General features: G+C 45.6%; 22 protein-coding genes and 1 tRNA gene. 11 read left to right on the top strand and 12 right to left on the bottom strand.

Features of this window, described 5'->3' with window-relative positions; translation table 11 throughout:
• Positions 1–360 precede the first annotated feature (360 nt).
• From QZ918_RS28505 to QZ918_RS28490, 4 genes are all read left to right on the top strand, one after another.
• Complete coding sequence (locus tag QZ918_RS28505; protein ID WP_293341293.1) at positions 361–3,729, top strand: CHAT domain-containing protein; 3,369 nt, start codon at positions 361–363, stop codon at positions 3,727–3,729.
• Positions 3,730–3,814: 85 nt separating this feature from the next.
• The gene (locus QZ918_RS28500) at positions 3,815–4,654 is read left to right on the top strand and encodes an Rpn family recombination-promoting nuclease/putative transposase (RefSeq protein WP_293341290.1); all 840 of its coding nucleotides are present in this window, start codon (positions 3,815–3,817) and stop codon (positions 4,652–4,654) included.
• A gap of 111 nt (positions 4,655–4,765) precedes the next feature.
• Positions 4,766–5,119 (top strand): hypothetical protein, encoded by a 354-nt coding sequence (locus QZ918_RS28495; protein WP_293341288.1) that lies wholly within the window; start codon positions 4,766–4,768, stop codon positions 5,117–5,119.
• A complete protein-coding gene (locus QZ918_RS28490) occupies positions 5,076–6,584 on the top strand; it encodes a Clp protease/crotonase-like domain-containing protein (RefSeq protein WP_293341285.1) in 1,509 nt (502 codons plus the stop codon). The genes QZ918_RS28495 and QZ918_RS28490 overlap by 44 nt, the downstream gene beginning before the upstream one ends.
• A gap of 107 nt (positions 6,585–6,691) precedes the next feature.
• On the opposite strand, the gene thiL is transcribed toward QZ918_RS28490, so the two are convergent.
• From thiL to QZ918_RS28475, 3 genes are all read right to left on the bottom strand, one after another.
• Entirely contained in the window at positions 6,692–7,897 is a 1,206-nt protein-coding gene (gene thiL / locus QZ918_RS28485; protein ID WP_293341282.1) for a thiamine-phosphate kinase, read from the bottom strand.
• Positions 7,898–8,193: 296 nt separating this feature from the next.
• Complete coding sequence (locus QZ918_RS28480; RefSeq protein WP_293341280.1) at positions 8,194–8,508, bottom strand: hypothetical protein; 315 nt, start codon at positions 8,506–8,508, stop codon at positions 8,194–8,196.
• 345 nt (positions 8,509–8,853) lie between these two features.
• Positions 8,854–9,978, bottom strand: a complete 1,125-nt coding sequence (locus QZ918_RS28475) for a peptidylprolyl isomerase (RefSeq protein WP_293341278.1) — start codon at positions 9,976–9,978, stop codon at positions 8,854–8,856.
• Positions 9,979–10,353: 375 nt separating this feature from the next.
• Between QZ918_RS28475 and efp the strand changes: the two genes are divergently transcribed.
• The 3 genes from efp (at position 10,354) to QZ918_RS28460 (ending at position 12,082) form a co-directional block, all read left to right on the top strand.
• Positions 10,354–10,911, top strand: coding sequence for an elongation factor P (gene efp, locus QZ918_RS28470; RefSeq protein WP_293155631.1), 558 nt, complete (start codon positions 10,354–10,356; stop codon positions 10,909–10,911).
• Positions 10,912–11,101: 190 nt separating this feature from the next.
• Positions 11,102–11,659 (top strand): acetyl-CoA carboxylase biotin carboxyl carrier protein, encoded by a 558-nt coding sequence (accB, locus tag QZ918_RS28465; protein ID WP_293341271.1) that lies wholly within the window; start codon positions 11,102–11,104, stop codon positions 11,657–11,659.
• Between the two features lie 30 nt (positions 11,660–11,689).
• The gene (locus tag QZ918_RS28460) at positions 11,690–12,082 is read left to right on the top strand and encodes an ArsR/SmtB family transcription factor (protein WP_293186768.1); all 393 of its coding nucleotides are present in this window, start codon (positions 11,690–11,692) and stop codon (positions 12,080–12,082) included.
• 342 nt (positions 12,083–12,424) lie between these two features.
• Here the strand turns inward: QZ918_RS28460 and QZ918_RS28455 are convergent, their stop codons facing one another.
• From QZ918_RS28455 to psbA, 3 genes are all read right to left on the bottom strand, one after another.
• A complete protein-coding gene (locus QZ918_RS28455; RefSeq protein ID WP_293341268.1) occupies positions 12,425–13,198 on the bottom strand; it encodes a GerMN domain-containing protein in 774 nt (257 codons plus the stop codon).
• Between the two features lie 220 nt (positions 13,199–13,418).
• A complete protein-coding gene (locus QZ918_RS28450; protein ID WP_293341265.1) occupies positions 13,419–14,603 on the bottom strand; it encodes an RNA-guided endonuclease InsQ/TnpB family protein in 1,185 nt (394 codons plus the stop codon).
• A 719-nt stretch (positions 14,604–15,322) separates the two neighbouring features.
• Positions 15,323–16,405, bottom strand: a complete 1,083-nt coding sequence (gene psbA, locus QZ918_RS28445; RefSeq protein WP_293341262.1) for a photosystem II reaction center subunit D1 — start codon at positions 16,403–16,405, stop codon at positions 15,323–15,325.
• 360 nt (positions 16,406–16,765) lie between these two features.
• Between psbA and cofG the strand changes: the two genes are divergently transcribed.
• Positions 16,766–17,722: a 7,8-didemethyl-8-hydroxy-5-deazariboflavin synthase subunit CofG gene (gene cofG, locus QZ918_RS28440; RefSeq protein ID WP_293341259.1), complete on the top strand. Its 957-nt coding sequence runs from the start codon at positions 16,766–16,768 to the stop codon at positions 17,720–17,722.
• Between the two features lie 505 nt (positions 17,723–18,227).
• Here the strand turns inward: cofG and QZ918_RS28435 are convergent.
• From QZ918_RS28435 to cpdA, 3 genes are all read right to left on the bottom strand, one after another.
• Positions 18,228–19,004: an SDR family oxidoreductase gene (locus QZ918_RS28435; protein ID WP_293341256.1), complete on the bottom strand. Its 777-nt coding sequence runs from the start codon at positions 19,002–19,004 to the stop codon at positions 18,228–18,230.
• A 207-nt stretch (positions 19,005–19,211) separates the two neighbouring features.
• The gene (locus QZ918_RS28430) at positions 19,212–20,690 is read right to left on the bottom strand and encodes an alpha-amylase (RefSeq protein ID WP_293155658.1); all 1,479 of its coding nucleotides are present in this window, start codon (positions 20,688–20,690) and stop codon (positions 19,212–19,214) included.
• A gap of 439 nt (positions 20,691–21,129) precedes the next feature.
• The gene (gene cpdA, locus QZ918_RS28425) at positions 21,130–21,909 is read right to left on the bottom strand and encodes a 3',5'-cyclic-AMP phosphodiesterase (protein ID WP_293341252.1); all 780 of its coding nucleotides are present in this window, start codon (positions 21,907–21,909) and stop codon (positions 21,130–21,132) included.
• Between the two features lie 164 nt (positions 21,910–22,073).
• On the opposite strand from cpdA, the gene QZ918_RS28420 reads away from it, so the two are divergent.
• From QZ918_RS28420 to QZ918_RS28410, 3 genes are all read left to right on the top strand, one after another.
• Positions 22,074–22,144 (top strand) — tRNA-Cys (locus QZ918_RS28420).
• A 124-nt stretch (positions 22,145–22,268) separates the two neighbouring features.
• Positions 22,269–23,366, top strand: coding sequence for a site-specific integrase (locus QZ918_RS28415; RefSeq protein ID WP_293341248.1), 1,098 nt, complete (start codon positions 22,269–22,271; stop codon positions 23,364–23,366).
• A 6-nt stretch (positions 23,367–23,372) separates the two neighbouring features.
• Positions 23,373–23,735: a hypothetical protein gene (locus tag QZ918_RS28410; RefSeq protein ID WP_293341246.1), complete on the top strand. Its 363-nt coding sequence runs from the start codon at positions 23,373–23,375 to the stop codon at positions 23,733–23,735.
• Positions 23,736–23,754: 19 nt separating this feature from the next.
• Here the strand turns inward: QZ918_RS28410 and QZ918_RS28405 are convergent, their stop codons facing one another.
• The 3 genes from QZ918_RS28405 to QZ918_RS28395 all read right to left on the bottom strand — a co-directional run.
• On the bottom strand, positions 23,755–24,135 hold the full coding sequence (locus tag QZ918_RS28405) for a hypothetical protein (RefSeq protein ID WP_293341243.1): 381 nt from the start codon (positions 24,133–24,135) through the stop codon (positions 23,755–23,757).
• 2 nt (positions 24,136–24,137) lie between these two features.
• Positions 24,138–24,359, bottom strand: coding sequence for a hypothetical protein (locus QZ918_RS28400; protein WP_293341240.1), 222 nt, complete (start codon positions 24,357–24,359; stop codon positions 24,138–24,140).
• Positions 24,360–24,524: 165 nt separating this feature from the next.
• Positions 24,525–24,721 (bottom strand): hypothetical protein (locus tag QZ918_RS28395; protein ID WP_293341237.1); only part of this gene is annotated, 197 nt, incomplete at its 5' end.

The following is a 24,721-nucleotide window of genomic DNA, read 5'->3' as shown; positions in this document are numbered from 1 at the left end:
CAATCGCCTGATTGTCGGCTCGATCGCCTGTTTGTCGGCTCGATCGCCCACTTGTCGGTATGATTGAATCAATGACGTGGCGATCGACTCACTGACTCTTTTAAGATACAAGGGGCGGGTTCACCAACCATAACTGCCTGAAATAAACAATCTCATAAACCCGCCCCCACCCAACCAACAATTATCATGTACGTTTCTATGATGCGATGCAAATTTCAGGTTGATGTAGGTTATTGGTGGTGACAGGGCGGGTTTATTTAGATGGTTGGTAATTATTATATATTGTTGGTGAACCCGCCCCTACAAAACATCGTAAAATCACGCTAAAATAAATCTCAAGATCACCCAAAACTCCCCACAATGGAAGAAAACCGCATCGCAGCCTATCTCCAATTAATTCACACCCTGCTGAATTGCCCTAACGGAGACGAACCGCAGATATTACAAGATAACTCAGAATTATTGGATCGCGGATTTCTGGAAACTTGCGAGTCAGTAGCGGCAAAGTTGGCAGCACAAGGAGGCGAAAATGGCGCGAATTTCCTCCGAAATCTGGCCAGTCAGCTAGGGCAATTTATCGATATGAACGATGACGGAGATAGCAATAACTCTCAAGGTGAAAATCCCCAAGAGTATGTAAACTTTATCCTAGAATTATTGCAAGCAGAAGCAGATAGCAAGGGCGATATTAAAGTAATTTATCCGATGCTGGCACGGCGACAACATCTCCTCAATCTCCGTTTTGCCGAAATTTTACCGCAAGTAGCCGAGAGGTTACTTGATGGCAAAAATCCAGAAACAATTAGCTCAATTGTCGGCCTCATTGGAAAATTGAGTATTGATATTAGTAACTTTCCCCGTGGGAATAGAGCGAATAATATTGAAATTGCCATCGCTGGTTATCAAATAGTTTTAAGTAATCGGGAACAGGGAAGCGAAAAATGGGCTGGGACTCAAAATGAGTTGGCAAATGCCTACAGTGACAGAATCAGGGGAGAAAAAGCAGAGAATATCGAATTGGCAATCGCATCTTACACTGCTGCATTATCCGTCTATACCCGCGATGCCTTTCCCGCAAATTGGGCAATAACGCAAAGCAATTTGGCAAATGTCTACCGTGACAGAATTAGGGGAGACAGAGCAGAGAATATCGAACTGGCGATTACATCCTACCAATTGGCATTGCAGGTTAGAACCTACACTAATTTTCCGCAGGGTTGGGCAATAACCCAGAACAACCTTGGTATTGCCTATAATAATCGGATCTGGGGAGACAGGGCAGAAAATCTCGAACTGGCGATCGAATCCCACCAATTCGCATTGAAAGTACACACTCGTGTTGACTTTCCAGAGGATTGGGCAATGGCTCAGCATAACCTTGGTAATACTTATCTAAATCGCATCCGGGGGGATAAGGCAAAAAATTTAGAACAGGCGATCACCTCTTTCGATTTGGCATTGCAAATACGCACTCATTCTGACTTCCCACAGGATTGGGCAATGACCCAGGACAGCCTCGGTAGTGTATATAGTAATCGCATCTGGGGAGACAGGGCAAAAAATATCGAACTGGCGATCAAATGCTACCAGTCAGCATTGCAAATATACACTTACACTGACTTCCCAGTGGATTGGGCACGAACACAGAACAAACTCGGTGTTGCTTACAGAAACCGCATCCAGGTAGATAGAGAGGAAAATCTTGAACTGGCTATCAAATATTACACTGCTGCATTATCCGTCTATACCCGCGATGCCTTTCCAGAAAAATGGGCAGATACTCAAAATAATCTGGCAAATGCCTACTGTGACAGAATCAGTGGAGAGAAAGCAGACAATATCGAACGGGCGATCACGTCTTACACTGCTGCATTATCTGTCTATACCCACGATGCCTTTCCAGAAAAATGGGCTATGACGCACAATAATCTGGCAACTGCCTACTATGGCAAAATCACGGGAAACAAAGCAGAGAATATCAAGCAGGCGATCGCATCTTGCACTGCTGCATTAGAAGTCCGCACCCGCGAGCAGTTCCCGATCGAGAATGTACGAACCTTATGTAACTTGGGTTGGATTTATCTGACAAAACTAGACCACGTTAACCTGGAACAACCAGAAGACACAAACCAAAAAGCATCAACTCTCCAAAGTGCCTACGATACCTTTAAAAAAGCCATAACCGGAGCCACAAATCTGCGGAAGTTGATTGAATCGGGAGATGAAACCAAGCAAAAACACGATTTGCAGTGGGATAGACTCTATGAAGGCATGGTGCAAGTATGCCTCGATCGCAAAAACAACCAAGAAGCACTCTTATATGCCGAAGCCAACAAAGCCCGCAACCTTGCCGAAGTCATCGCCCAAAAACAGGAAACCCCCCAAGTCCTACAACCCATTACTTTCACCGAAATTACCCAACTCCTCACCCCAGACACCGCCCTAATTGAGTGGTACATCACCGACAAAGAAATCATCACCTTTGTCGTCACTTACCCCGACGTGCTGACAGTGCATCGCAATCCTCAATGCGATGAATTAATCGATTTAGTTAATGACTACCGCGCCGACTACAAACAAAGCAAAACCCACTGGCAAACCAAACTCTCCGACTATCTCCAGCGTCTTGCCAAAATCCTCCAAATCACCACAATTCTGCCCAAAGAAAGTACACGCTTAATCCTAATTCCCCACTGGTTGCTGCACCTGTTCCCTCTCCACGCCCTACCCCTAACCGACGACGAATTCGTGTTAGATAGATTCACCCAAGGGATTCAATACAGCCCCAGTTGCCAACTCCTGCAACAGATTACAATCCACCCAAATTTTGACCAACTCCTCGCCCTGCAAAACCCCACCTCGGATCTTCCCTACACCGATTTGGAAGTGGCCAGCATCGCCCCCAAATTCGCGATCAGTCAAATTCTGCCGGGTTCGGAAGCGAGTAAAACTAATCTTTTGGAACAGTATTTAGAGCAGTTAGAAAATGCTCATTGCGCGCATTTTTCCTGTCACGGTTCGTTTAATGCAGATGAGCCGCTGAAGTCGTTTTTGATTTTGTCAGGGGGTATTATCGCGGCCGATTCTGTAGGGGTAGTGCCCCCGTGCCTACCCCAGGCCGAAGAGGGCGGGCACGGGGGCACCGCCCCTACCAACGCCGATGAAAACAATGATTCTGTAGGGGTAGTGCCCCCGTGCCTACCCCTTCCCACCGTAGGGGTAGTGCCCCCGTGCCTACCCCCTGAGCGTCATGTTGAATGGCGCGAAGGCAAAACAGCGGATATTGACAAATGCCTGACTTTGGCTGAAATTTTCGGATTGCGATTCAAACAGTGCCGCCTCGTCGTGCTTTCCGCCTGCGAAACCGCGCTAATTGATACACAGAATCGCTCCGATTATATTGGATTACCGACAGGATTTCTCTACGCGGGAGCAATGGGAACTTTGGCCAGTCTTTGGGCTGTCAATGACCTCTCGACTGCCTTGATGATGGTAAAATTTTATGAGGTACTAAAACCGGGAGTTAGCATTGGTCAAGCCCTCCATGATACCCAGCGCTGGTTTAAGTCTGCTACTGCTTCAGATTTGCTAGAATGGGTGGAAGGTTCGGAGAGTTTTGATGGAGAGCAAAAAGAAGATGTTACAGAATATCTAGGACGTTATCCACTGACCAAAAAACCCTACGGCGATGTTTATCATTGGGGAGCGTTTTGTGCTATAGGTTTATAATCTTGTAGGGTGCGTCGCTGCGAGATTTTCGATTTTATGAATAGATTGTCGATAGCGACGCACCCTACGATATCTATTGTGGATTATGAAAACCGATAGTCTATTTTACAGCATCTTCCAAGAATTCCCGTTTATTTTCTTTGCCCTGCTGGGTATACCTGCCGATGCTACAAACCAATACCAATTCACATCCCAAGAAGTCAAACAATTAGCCTTTCGCCTAGATGGTTTGTTTCTGCCAATTGTCGCAGATCCGCAACTACCATTCTACATTGTGGAAGTCCAATTTCAACCAGACCCAAATCTCTACTATCGTCTTTTTGCCGAACTATTCATCTATCTCAAACAATACCAACCGCCGCATCCTTGGCAATTGGTAGTCATCTACCCAAATCGGCAAACAGAAAGAGAATGTGACATCCACTTTCAGGAAATGCTGGCACTCCCAAAAATCACCCGCATTTACCTGGATGAACTTACCGAACCAGAAACAGCATCTCTACCGATAAAATTACTTAAACTGGTAATCGAACCAGAAAGCACGGCCTCAGATTTGGCTATAAATTTAGCCAGACAAGCCGAAACCGAAATACCGAATATCGCAGTCAGAGAGAGCTTCATCAACTTGCTAGAAACCATCATTTTTTACAAGTTACCCCAAAAATCCAGAGAGGAAATTGCCGCCATGTTCAACCTCAGTGACTTAAAGAAAACCAGAGTTTATCAAGAGATTTTTGAAGAAGTACAAGCTGAATTACAAGCTCAATTACAAGCTGAAGCTAAACAGCGAGAAAAAGATGTAATCCTCAGAATGTTTAATGTGGGATTAGTTACAGAACAAATTGCTCTATTCTTAGACTTGCCAGTAACTGAAGTAGCAAAGATTATCACCGAAGCTCAACAAGAACAAGCTGAACAAAATTGATCGAAGTTTGGCGGGGGCGGGTTTACAAGATTATTGGTTTTTGGCAATTACTCTTGGTAAAACTCGCTCCGATACCACTTTACATTGTAAATCCATTTTTGAGGTAAACTTATGATGAAAACCCTGATTTTGTCGGAAATCTATAACGCGATTACCCAATACTCAAATATTCTAACTCAGCCATTTATTGAAGAATTACTCAAGACTGTTTTGCCGATAGCTGAGTCTGATGCTACTGATAAAGCAGTTAAAGCAGCTATTAATCAAGTCTATCAAAATTTTCCCGAAGTGGCAGAGCAGATTGCCAATCTGACTCGCAAAAATCTCGACGATGCAGAAGCGGAAGTCACACCGGGCTATGAAACAATCACTAATAACTATCCCGATATCAAAAAGCTAGAAGCCCACTTGAAAAAACGTATTGAAACAGCCTCAATTCCCCCCGCACCAAATGCTAAAAATTGACCATCCCCAAGTCTATATCCACAGCTACCAACTCAGTGACGAAAGCAAAACTGATGCTGACTCAATCTGGACTTGGGCAAATAGTCTTTGGCAATATTTCAGTCAGGACAAAAGCCTAGTTTTTTCTCAAGCAAACCTCAACTATCCCCTCACTAAACCTAACAAGTTCGCCCATTCAAATCAAATTGATGGTTCGTTGAAGTTTTGCCGTATCGATGATAGCGAAGGGATCTTAGCGAGAATTGGTAGCCCAGAAACTGACGAAAATAAAGACTTAGAAGTCATCACAGCATTAACACAATTCAATGTTAATAATCTGCTGGTTGCTGATAGTCATGAAAATTGGATAGGACAAACTTTTTTGATTACCTATAAATCAGAAACTTATCAACAGCCAAGTGACAATGACTTTCGCAAAGTCGCAGATGAATGTTTAAAACACCTTTTCCCAGAAGCATCTGTGCGCCCACCTTTTTATCGGGCTACTAGATTATTCGATTCTCCGATGTTTGAGTATAGTTCTCCGAAAAGTCAAGTACAGGTGTTTGTTTATCTGGTTGATGATGACATTGAAGGAAAGTTAGGGAAGATTATTCAACCTTTGTTTGAGTTGTTTTATCACCGCCATAAAATCACTAAGGCTTTTATTGATAGTCGCAGAAATTACGATCTACTTAAGAAACGATATTTGGAGATTGAGCAAACAATCGAAAATTTGGAAGCCAAAATTACCGAAGTAAGTCGAATTGAATTACCAAATGGAGTTGATTCGCAACAAAGTGTTAATATAGATGAATCGTTAAAATATCTGAAAATTAAGCTAAAAGAGTTACTTCGAGAAAGTTTGAATTATGAAAGAGCTTTGGAATATTTAGAAGATTTTAATAACACGATTAATATTCATGTTTATAATTATCAAGAAAAGTTGTTGCAAATTGGCGATAAATTGCAGCTACCAACTGATGATTTAACAACATTCAAGTTTTTTATTGAGAGAAATTGTCGATATTTTCAAGAACAACTTAAGGGCGATTTAGGCTATTTCAAGCATGGCACTGATTTGATTAAGATTGCGGTAGAGTTAGTGGGAGGAATTGTCGATATTGAACAGGCAGAGTGCGATCGCTCTTTGGAAAGAACCATTCAAATACTCGGTACTGGCTTAGGCGCTGGAGGCATTGTGGTGTCTGCTGTCTCTGCTTATGTTCAGACGCCCATAGAGTTCAGGATACCTCAAAAAGGGGATGTACTTCATCCGGCTGTAGCCAGTCTGTTGTGGAGTTTCCTAGCTGTGGTAATCGTGGCGGGAGTTGTGGGTTTGCTGAATGGAACATGGAAAATTAATGGTAGATTGAGATTGTTTCGTCGTAAATCTGTTGCACAATTACCAGATTCCCAAAGTCAACCAGTTAATCATATCTTGCAGCAAACCGAGGAAGTGCGCGATGAGAGACAGGGCGATTGAAAACGTGAATTAGAAACCCGGTGACTATAAACCCAAAAACCCGGCGGTTATAAACCGCGTCTACACAAACGATGTCCGAGCTCAGAGGGACTAAGATAAGAGAGAATTTAGAAGTGTTGAAATCCTCGATCGATCTCCAATCTAAAATCAGGACAAATCCCGCTGCTATCACTCAACCAAATATCGGCACATTCCGTAGTGATTCCCACGATCGCAGCACCATCACCGATTCGTTCCACCAATAACTTAGCACACTCGATCGGCAAAAACAGCACCAACTCAAAATCTTCACCACCGTACAACGCCCAATCCAGAGCCTTTTGGGCGGATACGATTTCGCTTAAACTATGGGGAATTGGTATTTTTGTGCGATCGACTTTTGCACCAACACCGCTAGCCCGACAAACTTGAACAATCGCATCAGCCAAACCGTCGCTACTGTCCATTCCGGCGATGTTTGGAGAATTACCCCCCCCCGGCCCCCCCTTGCTAAGGGGGGGAGAAAGAGAATTTGACTCTTGTGGAATTGGGGAATTAACCCCCCCCGGCCCCCCCTTGCTAAGGGGGGGAGAAAGAGAATTTGACTCTTGTTTCTCAGGCTTCATTAGGGGTTCCATTTCTAACTCTTGCTTCTCCCCCTTACCAAGGGGGGGACTGAGGGGGGGTTCTATCTCACCTTCACAACCCAATATCTCCCAAAGCACCGGCAAAAGATCCAGCCTCGGTTTAGGTCGCTGATGGGCGAGAATTAAAGAAGTTCGATCGCCCTTTTCCAGATTTTGCCCAAATTCTGGATTCAACAACAATTCTAATCCCGCGCGGGATGCTCCGTGAAACCCAGTCGCCACAATCGCCCAATTCGATCGCGCATTTGACCGACAGATGGTACGATTTTCCTCAACCTGTCCCAAAGCAGTAATCGAAATTGTCACCACGGGCGATCGCACCACATCTCCACCGGCGATCGGCGTATGATACTCTTGCAAACAAGCCGTCATCCCCCGATAAAACTCTTCCACCCAATCCACAGCCGTATCCGCACTCACAGCCAGGGCTACCGTCACCGCCAGAGGGGTTGCACCCATGGCAGCCAAATCTGACAAATTTGCCGCAGCGGCGCGCCATCCTGCATAATAAGGGCCTGTAGTGCGATCGCTAAAATGCACTCCATCCACCAACATATCCGTCGTCACCGCCAGAGATTGGTTGGGATTTGTCGGAAGTACAGCGCAGTCATCACCCACAATTTCGGCAGGGCAGAATTTTTGTAGTATTCTTAAAAGACCTTGTTCTCCGATATCTTTAATCAACATTAAATTAGTTCAAGCCCGTTAAATATTATTAGGAAACTGACTAAGGTTCGTAGTGTGGACTTTAGTCCGCAACATACTGCGGACTAAAGTCCACACTACGAACGGTTTTTGTGATAGTAATCGACGGGACGTGATATGACAACGACAACTGACAACTGACAACTGACAACTGATATCAAATCCGGTAGCATCGTCCTGTATTCATCTCTCTTATCTCTCTCTGTGTTCTCTGCGCCCTCTGCGGTTAAATAATTCCGATACAACTGTCAACTATCAACTGTCAACTGTCAACTGCTTTACCATTCCTTATTAGAACTCGGCGGCAAGCGCAACCTCGGAAACCTATAAAAAGTATCCCCTTCATCATCCACCTCTAAAATTGCCGAAAAAATCTTAACTTGTCGGTTTAAATACTGCTGAGCAACTTCAGCCTCAACCCTAGCGCTAGCAGCCAATTGAATCAGCGACATCTGACTGTTTTGAGTTTCCAACAACTGATAAAAAGCCTCATCCAACTGTCGCTTTTGCTTGCTTTCATTCAGATTGTTTACAATCAACAAGCCTGCGAATCCGCCCAAACCAATTACCAATAAAAATTCTAAAATTGCCATATTAATAGCGTTATAATTGCTAGCTTGAATAACGAATACCAGTATATCAAAACAATGATGTTATAGCCTTTCAATCTCCCATATGAGGTACGACTGGGCATAGGGCATAGCGAATACCTCACTTTTTTTACAACCGCTATAGTTAAACTTCAACTAATCTTATTAACTCTTCGCGCCCGGAGAGGAGGTCTTTGTTCGACAAGAAGCGATTTCAATTGCCATCTTTGATTTGTTATTGTTGCTTCTGGCCCGCCGAGGCGGGCTTTGTTTGACAAGAAGCGATTTCAATCGCCGTCTTTGTTTGACAAGAAGCGATTTCAATCGCCGTCTTTGTTTGTGTCCTGATTAAACTTGAGGTTGAACCAAATTTTCCTTTCCTTTAATCACCTTAGCAGATATAATCTTATCTCCCTGCCTCAGTTTATCCAAAACCTCTTTTCCTTCGATCGTATAACCAAAAACAGCATACCGACCGTCCAACAAATTTAGACCAGCGGGCGTGAGTTCTGGTTCAAACAAGAAAAAGAAAAACTGAGAAGAACCGCTGTCTGGTTCAGCTTCAGCCCGGGCCATCGCCACAGCACCAAAAGCAGAAAAAGGCAAAACAGGTTCGTCGCGATAACGCCCCGCATCTTCTAGAGTAATCCCATAGACAGGTTCCTTGTCCTCTCTAACTAGCACTTCCAGCGGCACATTCCGGTATTTGCCAGTACCTGGATCGATAAAGCCCACTTCCTTGCCTTCGGGATCTCCCGTTTGCAAAACGTAGGATTCTTCCGATCGAATAAATGGTAAACCATCATAGAAACCCCGATCGACCAAATCCACAAAATTACCAGCAGTCACAGGCGCGCTGTAACCATCAACCACAACAGTAATTGTCCCCTTATCCGTTTCCACCGCCACAGTAGCCCGGCCTTTCAGTTGAGGCAGATTAGCATACTTAGCAGGCACTTCAAACGGAAACCCAGTCACCATCAACTCTTCGATTTCGCCTACCGAACCGAGGATTTTCGCCTTCAAGTCAATAACTTTTTCCCTGTCTTTAGTCTCAACAGCCTTTTCCAGTTCAGCAATTCCCTCCTTGACTTGTGCAACTAGCGTCTGGGCTTCCGGCTGTTTCGCCTCAGGAATGCTCTTTAAAATGTCGGACTCCCGAATGCTGAGAATCCTCGAAGCCTTGCTGACATCGCTGCTAATGGGCCCCCAACGCTTAGAACGGATGTGGTTGCCAATGTCTTCCAGGCTGACTTGCAACTCACGCACAGTCTGATTGTCAATAGGTAGCGCGAAACGCAGCAGCGCCCGCCCATCCGTAACCGGATTCCCCGCAGGCATACTGCTGCTGGGGCGTTTCGCATAGGAAACAGCACTGAAACTCAGGGAGAGTGCGAACAGCAGGATTGCTAAAGCGGCGGTCTTCACCCAGCGCTTGCACGTATCGATCGAGAAATTAGGCCAATGCAACATATCTTTAACTTTTATTGCCTCTATTATCTTCCCACAGCGCGCGATCGCCTTCTCTCCATTACATCCGTTGACGAACTTGTCCAACAGGCAGAGGTTTTTCGCTTGGAGTACAGCACTTGCTCCCTTTGAAAGGTAAAATAAATTGCCAATTGCTTTTTGATGCCGTCAGCTAGACTGCGGCTTTAAGCTGACCCCGCTCAAAAACGGATACAATCCCCAGACTCCTGTCGTGGAGAGATCGAAATTTTAGACCAAGGTTCAATCTCCCAGATTCAAAGCTGCGAGTGAATCTCAAATCTAAAATCTCAAATCTAAAATCGACTGACTATAGTTCCCCCGTGCCCAATGGCGACGGGATTGCCCGCAAAAATTTATATGCTCTCCAGTAACGACTTTCGACCAGGTGTTTCAATTGAATGGAATAACGGCGTGTGGCGGGTTATCGAATTCCTCCACGTCAAGCCCGGAAAGGGTTCCGCCTTTGTGCGGACAAAATTAAAAAACGTCCAAACCGGCAGCGTAGTGGAACACACATTCCGAGCTGGCGAATCTTTACCTCAAGCTAACCTCGAAAAGAGCGCGATGCAGCATACCTATAAAGAAGGCGACCAGTTTGTCTTTATGGATATGGAAACTTACGAGGAAAGCCGCCTCACAGCCAAGGAAATAGGCGAACGTGTCAAGTACCTGAATGAAGGTATGGAAGTCAGTATCCTTCGCTGGAACGACCAAATTATGGAAGTGGAATTACCCAATTCTGTCGTCTTGGAAGTGACACAAACCGATCCCGGAGTCAAAGGAGATACTGCCACCGGTGGCAGTAAACCGGCCATTCTTTCCACCGGAGCTCAGATCATGGTTCCTCTATTTATTTCGATAGGAGAACGCATTCGGATTGATACTCGTGAAGACAAGTACCTCGGCCGAGAGTAGAAAGGACGAAATAAAAGGGAGTTTTTAGTTTTTAGTTGTGAGTTGTGAGTTATTAGTGAAAAAGCTAAAAAATCGCTCATCGCTCAAAGATTAAAAACTATCCCTTTTGTCTCCAAAATCGGTGAAGTTTCCTAGCTTCGCCGGATTCCAATTTTTCAATTTTAAATTCTTAATTACCCTTGAATCTACTGTGCAATTAGACTTAAACCAGCTTTGCGAACTGCTGACTGTTTTAGACAAAACAGGCATTTCGGAACTGACATTAAAAAGTGGGGAGCTTGAACTGACTGTACGCAAAGGCATTCTGGCCAGCGAATCAGCCACGGCTACTGTCCTCTCTACTGCGGCAAGTGTCGCTCCGACGATCGCCCTGGGCCCTGTTTCTAGCCCCACTGCCACCCCACCGGATGCTGCTAGTCAAAATGCAGCAGCGACTCCGGCCATTCCTGCACCAGCCCCTGCTGTCGCAGCTCCTGCTGCCGTCTCTGCTCCCGTCGATACCAAATGGGTGTCAATTATCTCGCCCATGGTAGGAACGTTTTATCGCGCTGCTGCTCCCGATGAGCCACCTTTTGTCAATGTGGGCGATCGCATCAAAGTCAGCCAGACAGTCTGTATTATCGAAGCAATGAAGCTGATGAACGAGATTGATGCTGATGAAGTGTCCGGTCAAGTCATGGAAATATTAGTGCAAAATGGCGAACCTGTCGAATACGGTCAAATTTTAATGCGAATTAATCCGGATTGAAGCATTACTTTATTGTTATGGACAGAATAAATGCTAATATTTCGAGATCACTTCTCCCCGGTGAGTTTGATGAAGTCATCCCAGCCTGTCCCGCAAGAGGTTGTGCAACAAGTTGCTGAGTATTTCAGTATTCTGAGCGAGCCAATGCGTTTACGAATTTTGAACTTGCTTCGCGACGGCGAAAAATGCGTGCAAGAGTTGGTGGAAGCTACTCAAACGAGTCAAGCCAATGTTTCTAAGCACCTAAAACTTATGCTCCAAGCTGGTATCCTCACTCGCCGCAGTGAAGGAACATCAGCCTATTATAAGGTGCAAGACGAGTTAATTTTTGAGCTATGTACTATGGTGTGCGATCGGCTTGCCACTCGGATCGAACAGCAAGCCCTCCACTTTCGGGCATTTAGCCTGACTGCCAAGCACTGAAAATTAGTCATTAGTCAGCAATCATTAGTCAGCAGTCAGCAGTCATTAGTTCCCAGTCAACAGTTATCTCAAATCCGGTAACTACGGAATTCTACCCTGCAAGCGAGCGCGAAGTTTGGCTCCGCGATCCGAAGCGAGCGACACGCTCGAATTGCACTCCGAAAATTATTATTCCGATGCAAATGTTAACGATATCATCAGCAATCAGTTATCAGCTATCAATCCCTATTTTCTGCATTCAGACTAATAACTTCTAACTAATGACTAATAACTCCCAACTCCTAACTAATAACTAATAACTCCTAACTCCTAACTCCTAACTAATGACTAATCAATCAAAAGTTAGTTAAGGGGAAAATTTTTGTCAAAACTTTGGCGGGTACTCGGTTGAGCCACCTCCAAACCTTCGCCTCCCAAAAGTTCCAAAGGCTTACCGTCCACCGAAATCCAAACCTTAGTATTCGGTTTTAAACTGGTAGCTGTATAGATAACTTGCCCTAACCGGCTCGTCATTGAACTGCTGCCTCCCCCCGCAGTAAATTCACGCGACAAATCGACATAAACTTCGTCATTCTTGACACTCAAACTCCGGAGTTTTGTTCCTTTAGGTATTTCGCTAGAAACAGTTGCATCCTTCGGCCCGGCCAACAAAGTGTTAAAAGCAGCTTGTAAAGTTGCATCAGGCTTATCAGCTTGTTTGACAGCTACTTTCGTAGGAACTGCCTCAAATTTGCCGATCGCATCTTTAACCCAGTAGACTTGGACTGTTTGGGCATCAGCCTGCTGCAAAGGCTTCGGCTGCGGCGACTTCGGCGCCAGAGCCTGAGACGCCAGAGGGGTAGGTCTCTGAGCTTGAGGCGTCTGAACCTGCGGCGTCTGAGCCTGTGGCACCTGCACAACATTTGGAGGAGGTACGGGGATAATTACAGCAGGGGATTGGGCAGGAGTTGGGGATAGCGCCGGAGCGGTTGTCGGAGCTGAAGACTGCGTGTCTGCGGTGGGCGAACGGCTTGCCGTCCACCAAGCAATGCCCCCTCCAGTCACTAAAGCCAACCCGCAAACACCGGCAATGAGTGCTGTTGTGGAGACGTGGCGTACTTCTTGTCCATCTTTCATAATACAAATCCTCGTTAGAGATAGAGTGCTTGGGACGGTGAGGAGCAACTCCCGATCGGCTACATTTGTCTATGTTAATATTCTGGAATTGACACAATTGCACTACTGCTAACGAACACTCTACCGCAAGTCCAACATATCCTAAATCCGACTATTGGAATCCTAGACCATCATTTGACATCCACCGGGTGCGTAAACGCACAGGGATTCCCAAGCATCGCTACTTAGGTTTCTGCTTCCTTCCCCCAGGGGGTTTCGCACCTGCCTTAACAGATTTACTCTGTTCGGGTCTTACGGTCGCTCCACAGACTGACACGGCAAGCCCTGCCGCCAAAATATTTTTTGCCGCATTGATATCTCGGTCATGGTGCGTCCCACACTTGGGGCAATTCCATTCCCGGATATTCAACGACATTTTTTCAACGATGTGTCCACAGTTTCCACACCGCTTTGAACTCGGAAACCATCTGTCAATCTTGATTAAAGTACGACCGTACCAGTCACACTTGTATTCAAGTTGCCTGACTAATTCGCCCCAACTTGCATCACTAATGGAAGCGGCTAGTTTGGGATTTTTAATCATATTCTTCACAGCTAAATTCTCAATGGCAATCGTTTGGTTTTCGCGCACCAATCGAGTGGTTAGCTTGTGAAGGTTATCTTTTCTTGCATCAGCAATCTCTTGATGCACTCGCGCTACTTTAAGTCGCGCTTTGTGACGGTTGTTAGATCCTTTTTGCTTTCGACTTAAAGATTTCTGTACTCGGGTGAGTTTGCGATATTTTGCCTTGAATCCTTGGGGATTGACAATCTTTTCACCACTGCTGGTCGTGAGCAAACTAGCAATTCCCAAGTCGATGCCAACTTGAGAGTCTGACTTAGGTAAAGTCTTAATTTCAACATCTACCAGCAGGCATACTGACCATCTACCAGATGGTGCAAGCTTCACTGTAATGGTTGATGGAACCCGGTCCATAGGTAGCATCCGGCTCCAACGAATAGGCAACGCTTGGGTGCATTTTGCTAGGTAGACTTGTCCATCCTTAAACTTAAATGCCGACTTGGTGAACTCTGCACTACCACCGTTTCGCTTCTTCTTGAAATTGGGATACTTTGCCCGCCCGTCAAAAAACTTGGTGTAAGCAGTTTGTAGGTGACGCAAACACTGCTGTAAGGGTACGCAGCTAACTTCATTCAGAAAATCTAGTTCTTCTGTTTTCTTCCATTCGGTTAGCATGGAGGAGGTTTCAGCGTAACCTACCCGTTTAAGCTCTGTGTACCATGCTTGGGTTCTTGCAGCTAAAGCACGGTTGTAGACCAAGCGGGTGCAACCGAGCGTGCGTCGCAACAAACTCTCTTGTTCCGGCGTTGGGTAGAATCGGTAGCTGAAGGCTCTTAATGTCATGCTCACCTTTTGGCGTTCCCTTCACACTCTAGCACTTCTAGTGTGAAATGGCGGTTGTTAACAAAAATTTATAAAAAAAGTTCGGCAAGCGGAAAACGAGCGAGTCTTTAGACCGCTCGATGAAAGCGGCACGGGCGGTTAAAACCGCCGTGAATTTTTCTTAATTCTTAACATTTTTAGCAGTGTAAAAAGGTCTTTTGCCGTTACACTCTATTGTTGGTATGGATACACAGGTGTAAACCTGGGAAGCAAATGCCTACCATATATTAAAGGTACGCGGGGACTCCACGGAACCAAGGGCCCGAGCCCCTTAAACGCTCCTCTGAGCTTGCCCAAAGGCAAGGATAGCAGCCCGCCATTTTTTGGCAATAGGATTGCGCCCAGGAACCCTAGCAATAGGGATATTAAGAACGAAACTTCTTAAGAATCTCAGTCGCGAAGAGCGCTGAGAGTGTCAAGTAAAGCCGTCCTAAAAGTACAGGGTTTCCAACCCCCTTTTTGAGATGAATGTAGCCGATTTAACCTAACGAACGCATGGAAGCAAGAGGGAATCCGAAATGCTTTTCAAACTCCCATACGAGGTACTCATGGGCATAGGGCATAGGTCTCCGTGGGCATAGGGCATACCTCACTTTTTTGAGAAAGGCTATAAATATATTTTCCCAAACAAAAAGCGCCCCTATTTCTAGGGGCGCTTTTTGATTATCTCAGACTAAAACTTAGCCGTTGATGGAAGGAGCAACCAAAGCCACAGGAGTTGTTTCGCCAGCAGCCAAGTCGAGTGGGAAGTTGTGAGCGTTGCGCTCGTGCATTACTTCCATACCCAAGTTAGCGCGGTTGATAACATCAGCCCAGGTGTTGATGACGCGACCTTGTGAGTCGATAATCGATTGGTTGAAGTTGAAACCGTTCAAGTTGAATGCCATTGTGGAAATACCCAAAGCGGTAAACCAAATGCCAACTACTGGCCATGCACCTAACAAGAAGTGCAAGGAACGGCTGTTGTTGAAGGAAGCGTATTGGAAAATCAAACGACCGAAGTAGCCGTGGGCTGCAACGATGTTGTAGGTTTCTTCTTCTTGACCGAATTTGTAACCGTAGTTTTGTGACTCGGTTTCAGTTGTTTCGCGAACCAAAGAAGATGTAACTAAAGAACCGTGCATGGCGGAGAACAAGCTACCACCGAATACACCAGCAACTCCCAACATGTGGAAGGGGTGCATCAGGATGTTGTGCTCGGCTTGGAACACGATCATGAAGTTAAATGTACCGGAGATACCCAAGGGCATACCGTCGGAGAACGAACCTTGACCGATCGGGTAGATCAAGAATACTGCGGTAGCTGCTGCTACTGGAGCAGAGTATGCTACGCAGATCCAAGGACGCATACCTAAGCGGTAGGACAATTCCCATTCGCGACCCATGTAGCAAAATACACCGATCAAGAAGTGGAAAATTACCAATTGGTAAGGGCCGCCGTTGTACAACCACTCATCCAAGGAAGCAGCTTCCCAGATTGGGTAGAAGTGCAAACCGATCGCGTTTGAAGAAGGAACAACAGCACCGGAGATGATGTTGTTACCCAGCATCAAGGAACCAGCAACTGGTTCGCGGATGCCGTCGATGTCCACTGGAGGAGCAGCGATGAAGGCGATTACGTAGCAGATTGTTGCAGTCAGCAAGGTAGGAATCATCAAGACTCCGAACCAACCCACATAAATGCGGTTGTCGGTCGAAGTGACCCAGTTGCAAAACTGCGACCACAGGTTGGCGCTTTCGCGCTGCTGTAAGGTTGCTGTCATTGTTTTATGATTGCTTTATTTGGTTTTCAATGTTCGTGACGGCTTTGTGTTCCGCCATGTAAATAAACATAAAGCTTTTATTTCGGTTTGTAAAGGGGTATTAAGCACAGTTTTAGTTATACTTTACATAAGCAAAGTTAATATATGGCTGCAAAGCTTACTATACAAGGATTTAAAAGGTGAGAACGGCAGGAGAAGGCGATCGCACCAACAAAAAAAATGTTCATAATTTAGCCCGGTAACGAGATGAGTGACTGGCGCGAGTGTTAAGATATATGAAGGAGGGCGATCGCCAACCGCAAAACTCGCAGTGAGACATATATGTTATTGCGTAAGTCCGATCGATAAAAATCCCAAGGAATGTCCCGCACCGTCACCTACAGCCCTGCCTATACGTTGGTTCCCACCTACGAGTGTTACAATCGCTGCACCTATTGCAATTTTCGGGCCGAACCGCTGCAAAGTCCTTGGCTAACACTCACAGAAGCCGAAAAACAGCTCAAATTGCTGCTTTCTCAAGGTGTAATTGAAATTCTCATCCTCAGCGGCGAGGTACATCCCCAGAGTCAACGGCGCAAAGCCTGGTTTCAGCGGATTTACGATTTGTGCGAACTGGCACTTAGTCTCGGATTTTTACCGCATACTAATGTGGGGCCGCTCAGCTTTGAGGAGATGGCACAGTTAAAACAGGTGAATGTCTCAATGGGGCTGATGGTAGAACAGTTGTCCCCCGATTTGTTACAAACGGTTCACAGACACGCACCGAGTAAAGTGCCGGCGCTGCGGCTCAAACAGTTAGAATGGGCTGGGGAATTGCAGATTCCGTTTACCACTGGTTTGCTGCTGGGAATTGGGGAAACTGAGGCGGATTGGATTGAGACGTTGGAGGCGATCGCCCGGATTCATTCGCGCTACAATCACATTCAAGAAGTTATCCTGCAACCTCACAGTCCGGGAAACAAGCAAAGTTGGGACGGCGAAGTTTTTGATGCTACAAAAATGCCACAAGTAATTGCGATCGGCCGCAGCATTTTACCATCTGAAATCTGCCTACAAATTCCGCCGAATTTAGTTGCACAGCCCGACTTATTGCTAGCTTGTTTAGAAGCAGGTGCGAGAGATTTAGGCGGAATTGGGCCGCTAGATGAAGTTAATCCCGATTATCCTCATTTGCAACACCAAACCTTAACAGATATTTTAGCAGCAGCCGGATGGCAGCTCGTGCAGCGTTTGCCTGTTTATCCTCAATACGATAATTGGCTGCCGCAAAAATTGCAAACTGCTGTCAAACAATGGAGAGTTGGTGCCAATATTTAGGGTCTGCTGAAAAAGGCTACAAAGCGAATTTAGATTCCACACAGCTTGAATAACGGTGGTTTTAGAGATCAGAACCAAAATTTACCCCGCGATTTTCCGCCAAAGTGCATGGTTTTTGAGCCTCTAAATCCGATAACCTTGCACTTGTTTGCATCAAAAATGATTAAAACCCTTATTTGGTAAAGATTATAGCTTTAATCAGCAAGCCCTATTTATCAAATATGAATTTTACAAAGGTTCGTAGTGAGGATTTTAGTCGGCTGATTTGGATGCGGACTAAAGTCCTCACTACGAACCTTTTTTTAAAAAATAGCATTTTTATTGAACAGTATGTTTGCCGATTAAATGGAGAGTTGGTGCCAATATTTCTCAAATATTAATTTTCCCAAGGTTCGTAGTGAGGACTTTAGTCGGCTGATTTGGATGCGGACTAAAGTCCTCACTACGAACCTTTTTTTTTTAATAGCATTTTTATTGAACAGTATGTTTGCCGATTAAATCGATGTTAAATCAAAGAACCGCCGCCATCAATCCAGACTTCAGTACCAGTAATAAAGCTGGAGGCATCGGATACCAGAAATAACATTAATTGAGCGATGTCTTCGCTGGAACCTGCGGTATTATCAGTCAACGGAATCACATCTTTAATACAATCAGCCGGGACTAGGATGCGATCGAGATGGCGCTTAACGGTACTTTTATCGATCGCAGTCAGTACGCCGCCCGGACAGATTGCATTGACTCTGATGTGGCTGGGTGCAAGTTCTAGCGCCAGCATTTTTGCAAAAGCTACTTGGGCTGCTTTGCTACAAGCGTAAGCTGTAGCGCCAACTTTCCTGAAGCTTCTGGTGCCATTAATCGATGATGTAATGACGATGGAACCTCCTTGTTTTTTGAGATAAGGAACAGCATACTTAACTGTCAAAAAAGTTCCTGTGAGGTTGATGTTAATTGTCCGATCCCATTCATCCAGTTCTATCTCTTCTATCGGCGACCAGACACCATTAATCCCCGCATTTGCGAACACAATATCAATTCTTTGATATTCGTCAAAAATTGTTTCAAATGCCTGTTTTATATGCTTAGAATCAGCCACATCTGCGACAATTGCCAACCCGCAACCTCCTTTACTGACCAACTCGCGGACGGTTTCTTGTGCTGTTTCTAAAGTGCGATCGATAATTGCAACTTTTGCGCCTTCCTGGGCCATTAAGATTGCTGCTGCACGTCCAATGCCCGACCCGCCGCCCGTAATTACGGCAACTTTTTCTGCAAGTTTCATAATTTTTTATTTAAATAATTTGGTAGCGCGATCGCCTAAAAGTAAGATTAGAAAGAGAGGACTGAAGTCCTCACTACGAACAGGCTTTAATCAGCAAAAATCAGAAATAGCCAAGTAAAAAATGGTTGGATAGGACGATCGTAGCCGTAAGGTGCGCAGCGCGCACCCTACTTCAGATAGAGGATGCCGTCAATATTAAGGTAATGCTTAGGGCTGAGGAACCCAGACAGAAACTGAACCGGCGTTGCACCTAAAATCAGCCCAACCATCGTCATTAGTTGCGATCGGTTCTTTGATGTGTTCGGTGATGTCAATATAAGTTTGATTTGGATGTCCGACTTCCATAAACTTAGTGCCATCGCCTCCGTTACTGAGTACCACAGCCATAGCGCCCGGATGTTCTTCATCTCCGAGTCGCGTCCAGCCAATGGTATTCGCGTGGTCAAAGTAATCGTACTGATTCCCGTAGGAATAAGTTTGGCGTGCGAACAACAATTTATCGAGAATTGCTTGATGTTTTTCTAACCAAATCTCGTATTCGCTGCCATCTTTTCCTTTGTCCTTATAGTTAGCGCCGTAATAATCCGGGTAAAAAATACACGGATATCCTTCGCTGCGTAGCAGGATTAAAGCGTAAGCTAAGGGTTTAAACCAAGCCTCGACAACTGATTCAAGAGATTGTAAAGGCTGCGAATCGTGGTTGTCAACCAAAGTAACCGCGAGGGTTGGTTGGTCTTTTACCAGGGTGTTGTCAAAAATGGTACGCAAGTCGTAGCTATTGCCGGCTTTGCTAGCAGCGTGGAAGTTGTAGTGGAGTGGCGCGTCAAATAACGATACTTTACCATCCGTTGCTTGGATGAAGTAGTGCAAAGCTTCCACTTCGTAAGACCAATATTCACCGACGGCAAATAGGTCGCGTTTGGCATAGTTGCGGACGTGTTCCAACCATTCTTGGAAAAATTCTGCTGCTACGTGTTTGACGGCATCGAAGCGAAAGCCGTCAACGTTTGTTGTATCGACATACCACTCGCCCCAGTATTTTAATTCTCCGGTGACTTCTGGGTTGTCCATATCTAAATCGCAACCCATGAGGTAGTCAAAGTTGCCTTTCTCTAAGTCTACTCCGCGATCGAATTCTTTGCCTTTTAGCAGGTAAACGGCATGGGTGTCTGTGTTGTAAACGTTGTAATCAATAGCGTCAAAATGCCACCAATGCCACTCCATGCTGGAATATTTTTTTTCGCGGCCGGGGAAAGTAAAATGCGTCCAAGCTTTGATTTTTTGATATTCGCCTACGGTGTCATTGCGGTTGTCTGGATTGAAGGGTGTGGCTTCGGCTTCTTCTTCGGCATCGGCACCTAATTTGTGGTTGAAGACAACATCGGCATAAATCCGAATTCCTACATCTTGTGCAGCTTTGATCGCGCGCAAATATTCATCTTTTGTGCCGTATTTGGTGCGTACCGATCCTTTTTGGTCGAATTCACCTAAGTCGAATATGTCGTAAACACCGTAACCTACATCCATCCCGCCACCGGTTCCTTTATAGGCGGGCGGCAACCACAGGGATGTTACACCAATTTTTGCTAAATCTTTTGCAGATTCTGCTAGCTGATTCCACAGGCTGCCATCAGCGGGGTTGTACCAGTGGAAATACTGCATCATGACGCCATTGACTTGAGACATATTAAGTTTCTCCTGTTTTGTAAGGTTGTCAGATATATTTTTGTTCGTTGTCGGTGCGCTCTAAATATGTCTGCAATTTACGGTCAATACTTATCATAAAATGTTGACCTTAATAAAGATATCTATCTGTTGATAGATTGACAATTGAGTGTGTTTTTGCTAATACTATTTTAATATATGATTCAGTAAAAAATATGTTCTATGATTTGTAAATTTGGGTTCAGAAACTTGCTGAATATTGTTGTTTGCTGTTTGCGCTTGAAGCAACACAATCAAATTGGTTGGCTCGTTTGGACTTGAGTTATATGATTTTTACTGCGGACTGAAGTCCTCACTACTAACCAATTTGATGCGGACTGAAGTCCTCACTACGAACCTAGTAGAGGATTCTTGGATTTGTCGATCGAACAACTACCAACCACCTCTTGACGATAAACGATCAAGCTGTTGCAGGTTCTACGGCTACTCGCTCAATCTTAGTTTCCCAAGTACCATCGATCGCCAATTCGAGCAATCTAAATCCGGGCCCGATGGTGTCGAGGACAATGGGATGGCTTTTGGGTAGCAGTTGGATGCAGGTACTCGGCGTGCCCAAGTAGGAAACTAAGCCTCGCTGTTGTTGAAATTCTTGGTGAATGTGGCCGCAAAGGACTATTTTGATTTGAGGGTATCGATCGACAATTGCGAAAAATTCATCGGCATTTTGCAGCATCATGCTGTCCATAATTTCACAGTCGATAGCCAGCGGATGATGGTGCAAAGCGATCGTAACAAATCGATCGCCCGTTTGTTGCAGTTGAGAGTCCAGCCACTGCAAGCTGTCTGGGGAAAGCCGCCCGCCGTCGCATCCGGCTTCGACACTCGAAAGCAGCAGAAACTGCCAGTTTCCCTGCATCCACGATTTTTTTGGGGAAATCGGCGGCTGATTTAAGATTTCTGTCATGACTGGGATGTTGTCGTGGTTTCCCGGTATCCAGTAGGCGGGAATTCCCAGGGGGGCGATGAGGGAAATCAATCGCTGGTAAGATTCGGGTGTTTCGTCTTGAGATAAGTCGCCTGTGAGCAAGAGTAAATCGGGGGACGGCTGTATCTGTTGCAGGCGATCGAGAACTGCTTGCAGGGTGCGGGTTGTCGAGATTCCTTTCCATTGTCGATCGCACTCTGCAAACAAGTGAGTGTCGGTGATTTGGGCGACGAGTAGCGGAGAATTTGGTGTCATGGCTGCTGTTGCGGGTGAAGCGGAGGCGATCGAGCTATTTCTAGATTAGCTTGGGATAGGGTTTTGAGGGCTAACGAACTTTGGGCGATGGAAATTTTTTACAGATATGTTGAAATAATCAGGATTTAGTGTATTATCGTATAACGTCAATTTTCAGACGTAGCGGCGGCATAGCCAAGTGGTAAGGCAGAGGTCTGCAAAACCTCCACCCCCAGTTCAAATCTGGGTGCCGCCTTTATTTTGATTGTCTCAGAAAGTCCTGGAGCTACGTATTTACGTTGACTTCGGGATTGTAACCGATTGTGTATTACTCACGATGCTATATAATCGACCATAGAAAGTAATACAGTTTTAATACCGTGGAAAACCCAAGCCGTGGGCGGCTCAATCAAGCGAACGGCCGGCTTAGGTTGGCGAAGACTGGCGTTGCGATCGTCCAGAAATGCGATCGCCTTTATTTGCAAGCTACACTCCCACCCAGGCCCGCCTCAGACAAGACGCTTCCGTATCAGCAACAAATCGCTCTGGGTGTTCATGCCAACCCGGCTGGTGTTTCTTTAGCAGAAAAGGAAGCACGGAAGCTGGGGTTCTTGCTAGACTCGAAGAGCTTTGATTGGAGCTTGTATGGCGAGAGTCACGTTCAAAAGGTGGAAACGATTGCTGACTGGTCTCAAAGATTTGAAGAAGTGAAGCGGCAAGGTGTTTCTGATACCACCTGGAAGACCGATTACGCGCGACCTTTTGGGACGTTGCCTCCGGGTGAACCGCTATCCCCAGAAGTTTTGCTTTGTGCGATCGCCACAACGAAGCCTAATTCTCGCCAGCGCCGTCGGTTTTGCCTTGCTTTTCGCCAGTTGGCTCAGTTCGCGGGGCTTGACATTGAAGTGAGCGATCTAATTGGAGATTATTCGCCAACAAAGGTTCAGCCTCGTAACCTGCCGACGGATGAAGCCATATCCGGCTATTTTGACGGGATCCGTAACCCGCAGTGGCAGTGGGTTTATGGTGCTATTGCAGCCTATGGTTTGCGCGACCACGAGGTGTTCTTTCTGGACATGAGCAAATTTCCGATCGCTCAAGTGCTTGAGGGCAAGACTGGATATCGGCAGTGCTGGCCACTGCGACCGGAATGGGCAGAGCAATGGGACTTGGCAAATGTCAAAAGACCGCCTGTTACTGGTCGGTGCCATGCCGATTTTGGCGATCGCGTTTGCAAGTTTTTTTCCAGATCGGTGATGGATTTCCGGGCTTACGATTTGCGGCACGCTTGGGCGATCCGGGCTATTGGTTTTGGGTTAGATACATCACTCGCTGCTAAACAGATGGGGCATTCTCTTGCCACGCACACACAAACCTATCACCTAGCCCTCAACGAGCGCGAACAGCAGCGAGCTTACGATCGGATTTTGTCGCTGCAAAGGTGGGTCAAAAATGAGTCGCCACTAAGTTTAATCTGATGCAAAATGAAATATGGAAAACAAGTTCCTTTTGGGGGGAATTTTATGGCGCAAATCGACATATGGCTGACAGCTGGCAATGGCAAAATTTTAAGTGTAGATCTGACATCGCTCATCAAGGATTTTTATTGGGAATCGGATCATGTCCCTCTTGTCGGGGACATTGTAAACATCGATTTGGATTATTTCCCAGACATAGTCTGGCGTGGTGATGTTGGCTCGATCTGTGGTAAGGTCGTTGAGCGCTATTTTGAATCTTGTTCTCAAACAGTGATGCTCACTCTAGAGATAGAGCGCCTGATGGGGCAGCAGTTGCAGAGAATAGAAAGTAGCAGTCGTTTAAACACGAGTTTGGACTCGACAAGCTAGAACAGCAGTGAGCTTGCGATCACTTGATGAGTAACATCTTACTCTCGAACCACGGCTTGTTTTTGTCGCCGAGTACCGCTGCATAAGGGTTGTCGGTGGGCTGATGGCGTATTTTTTCTTCGAGTGTTGAGCCGATGTCTGTGCAGCCTACCTCCACGTATCTAACGATCTTGGTTATTATCCACAGGTCTTTCTCTTCGACCCGTTCGCGAAACGTGTGAATGCCTTTTCTTGAGAATATCCTGTTGCTCCATTTGATAGTGAATTCCGGTAACTGAGTGACATACTCGCTAAAAACCTCTACGCCGAGCGAGCGACTAAATTCGATACCAAAAGCGCCGTGACTGATAGGGATTCCAGTCAGCAAGATGACAAGGTACTTGTGGGTTTTATTTGCCATTTTTACTGGTACTGTTGTTTGCTGAATTTGCTGAAGGATGGTTTGGTTCTCTTTGAGCGGGGAATTGGCTCTGCGTGTGCGTATCCGTAATCGGCGAAATAGGCTGCCCAATTTCTGTCTTGAAATCCGTGTCCCCCGTACTCTTTGAGGAAGTCTACTAGCCAATAACCGGAATCGAATGTCAATGGGTCTAAAGGAGAATTGCTTCGATCTATTCGTGTCAAGGGTATTCTCCACGGTTTTCCCCATTGCTTACAAGCATGGTAATTTGTGCAACGGGTAGTTCCTGAAGAATTTTTTGCGATTTCCGGGTAAGTGCAGCAGTCAATTAGTCCTAATGGGCAATCGTTGTTCATAAATACATCTTTGCGGTACTTTAAGTTTTGACCTTATGATCGTTTTTGATTTTTATTTTCCCGGTTTGAGTAATTAGCATTGGCGGCGAGAAGCTTTTCTAAAGGATCTTTTAATTCTTTAGAAGGATCCAATTTTTCTTCATAAGGAACAACACATAAGAAATTATTATTGTTTAAAAATCTTGGCGAGGTTTTTTCAAACAATAAGTCATCCTTATCTATTTGCCCTT

This window comes from Microcoleus sp. CAWBG58 (genome assembly GCF_020883045.1).
Classification (GTDB): domain Bacteria; phylum Cyanobacteriota; class Cyanobacteriia; order Cyanobacteriales; family Microcoleaceae; genus Microcoleus.
Note: the sequence above shows the minus strand (reverse complement) of the source record. Positions and strands in the feature narration are given on the sequence as shown.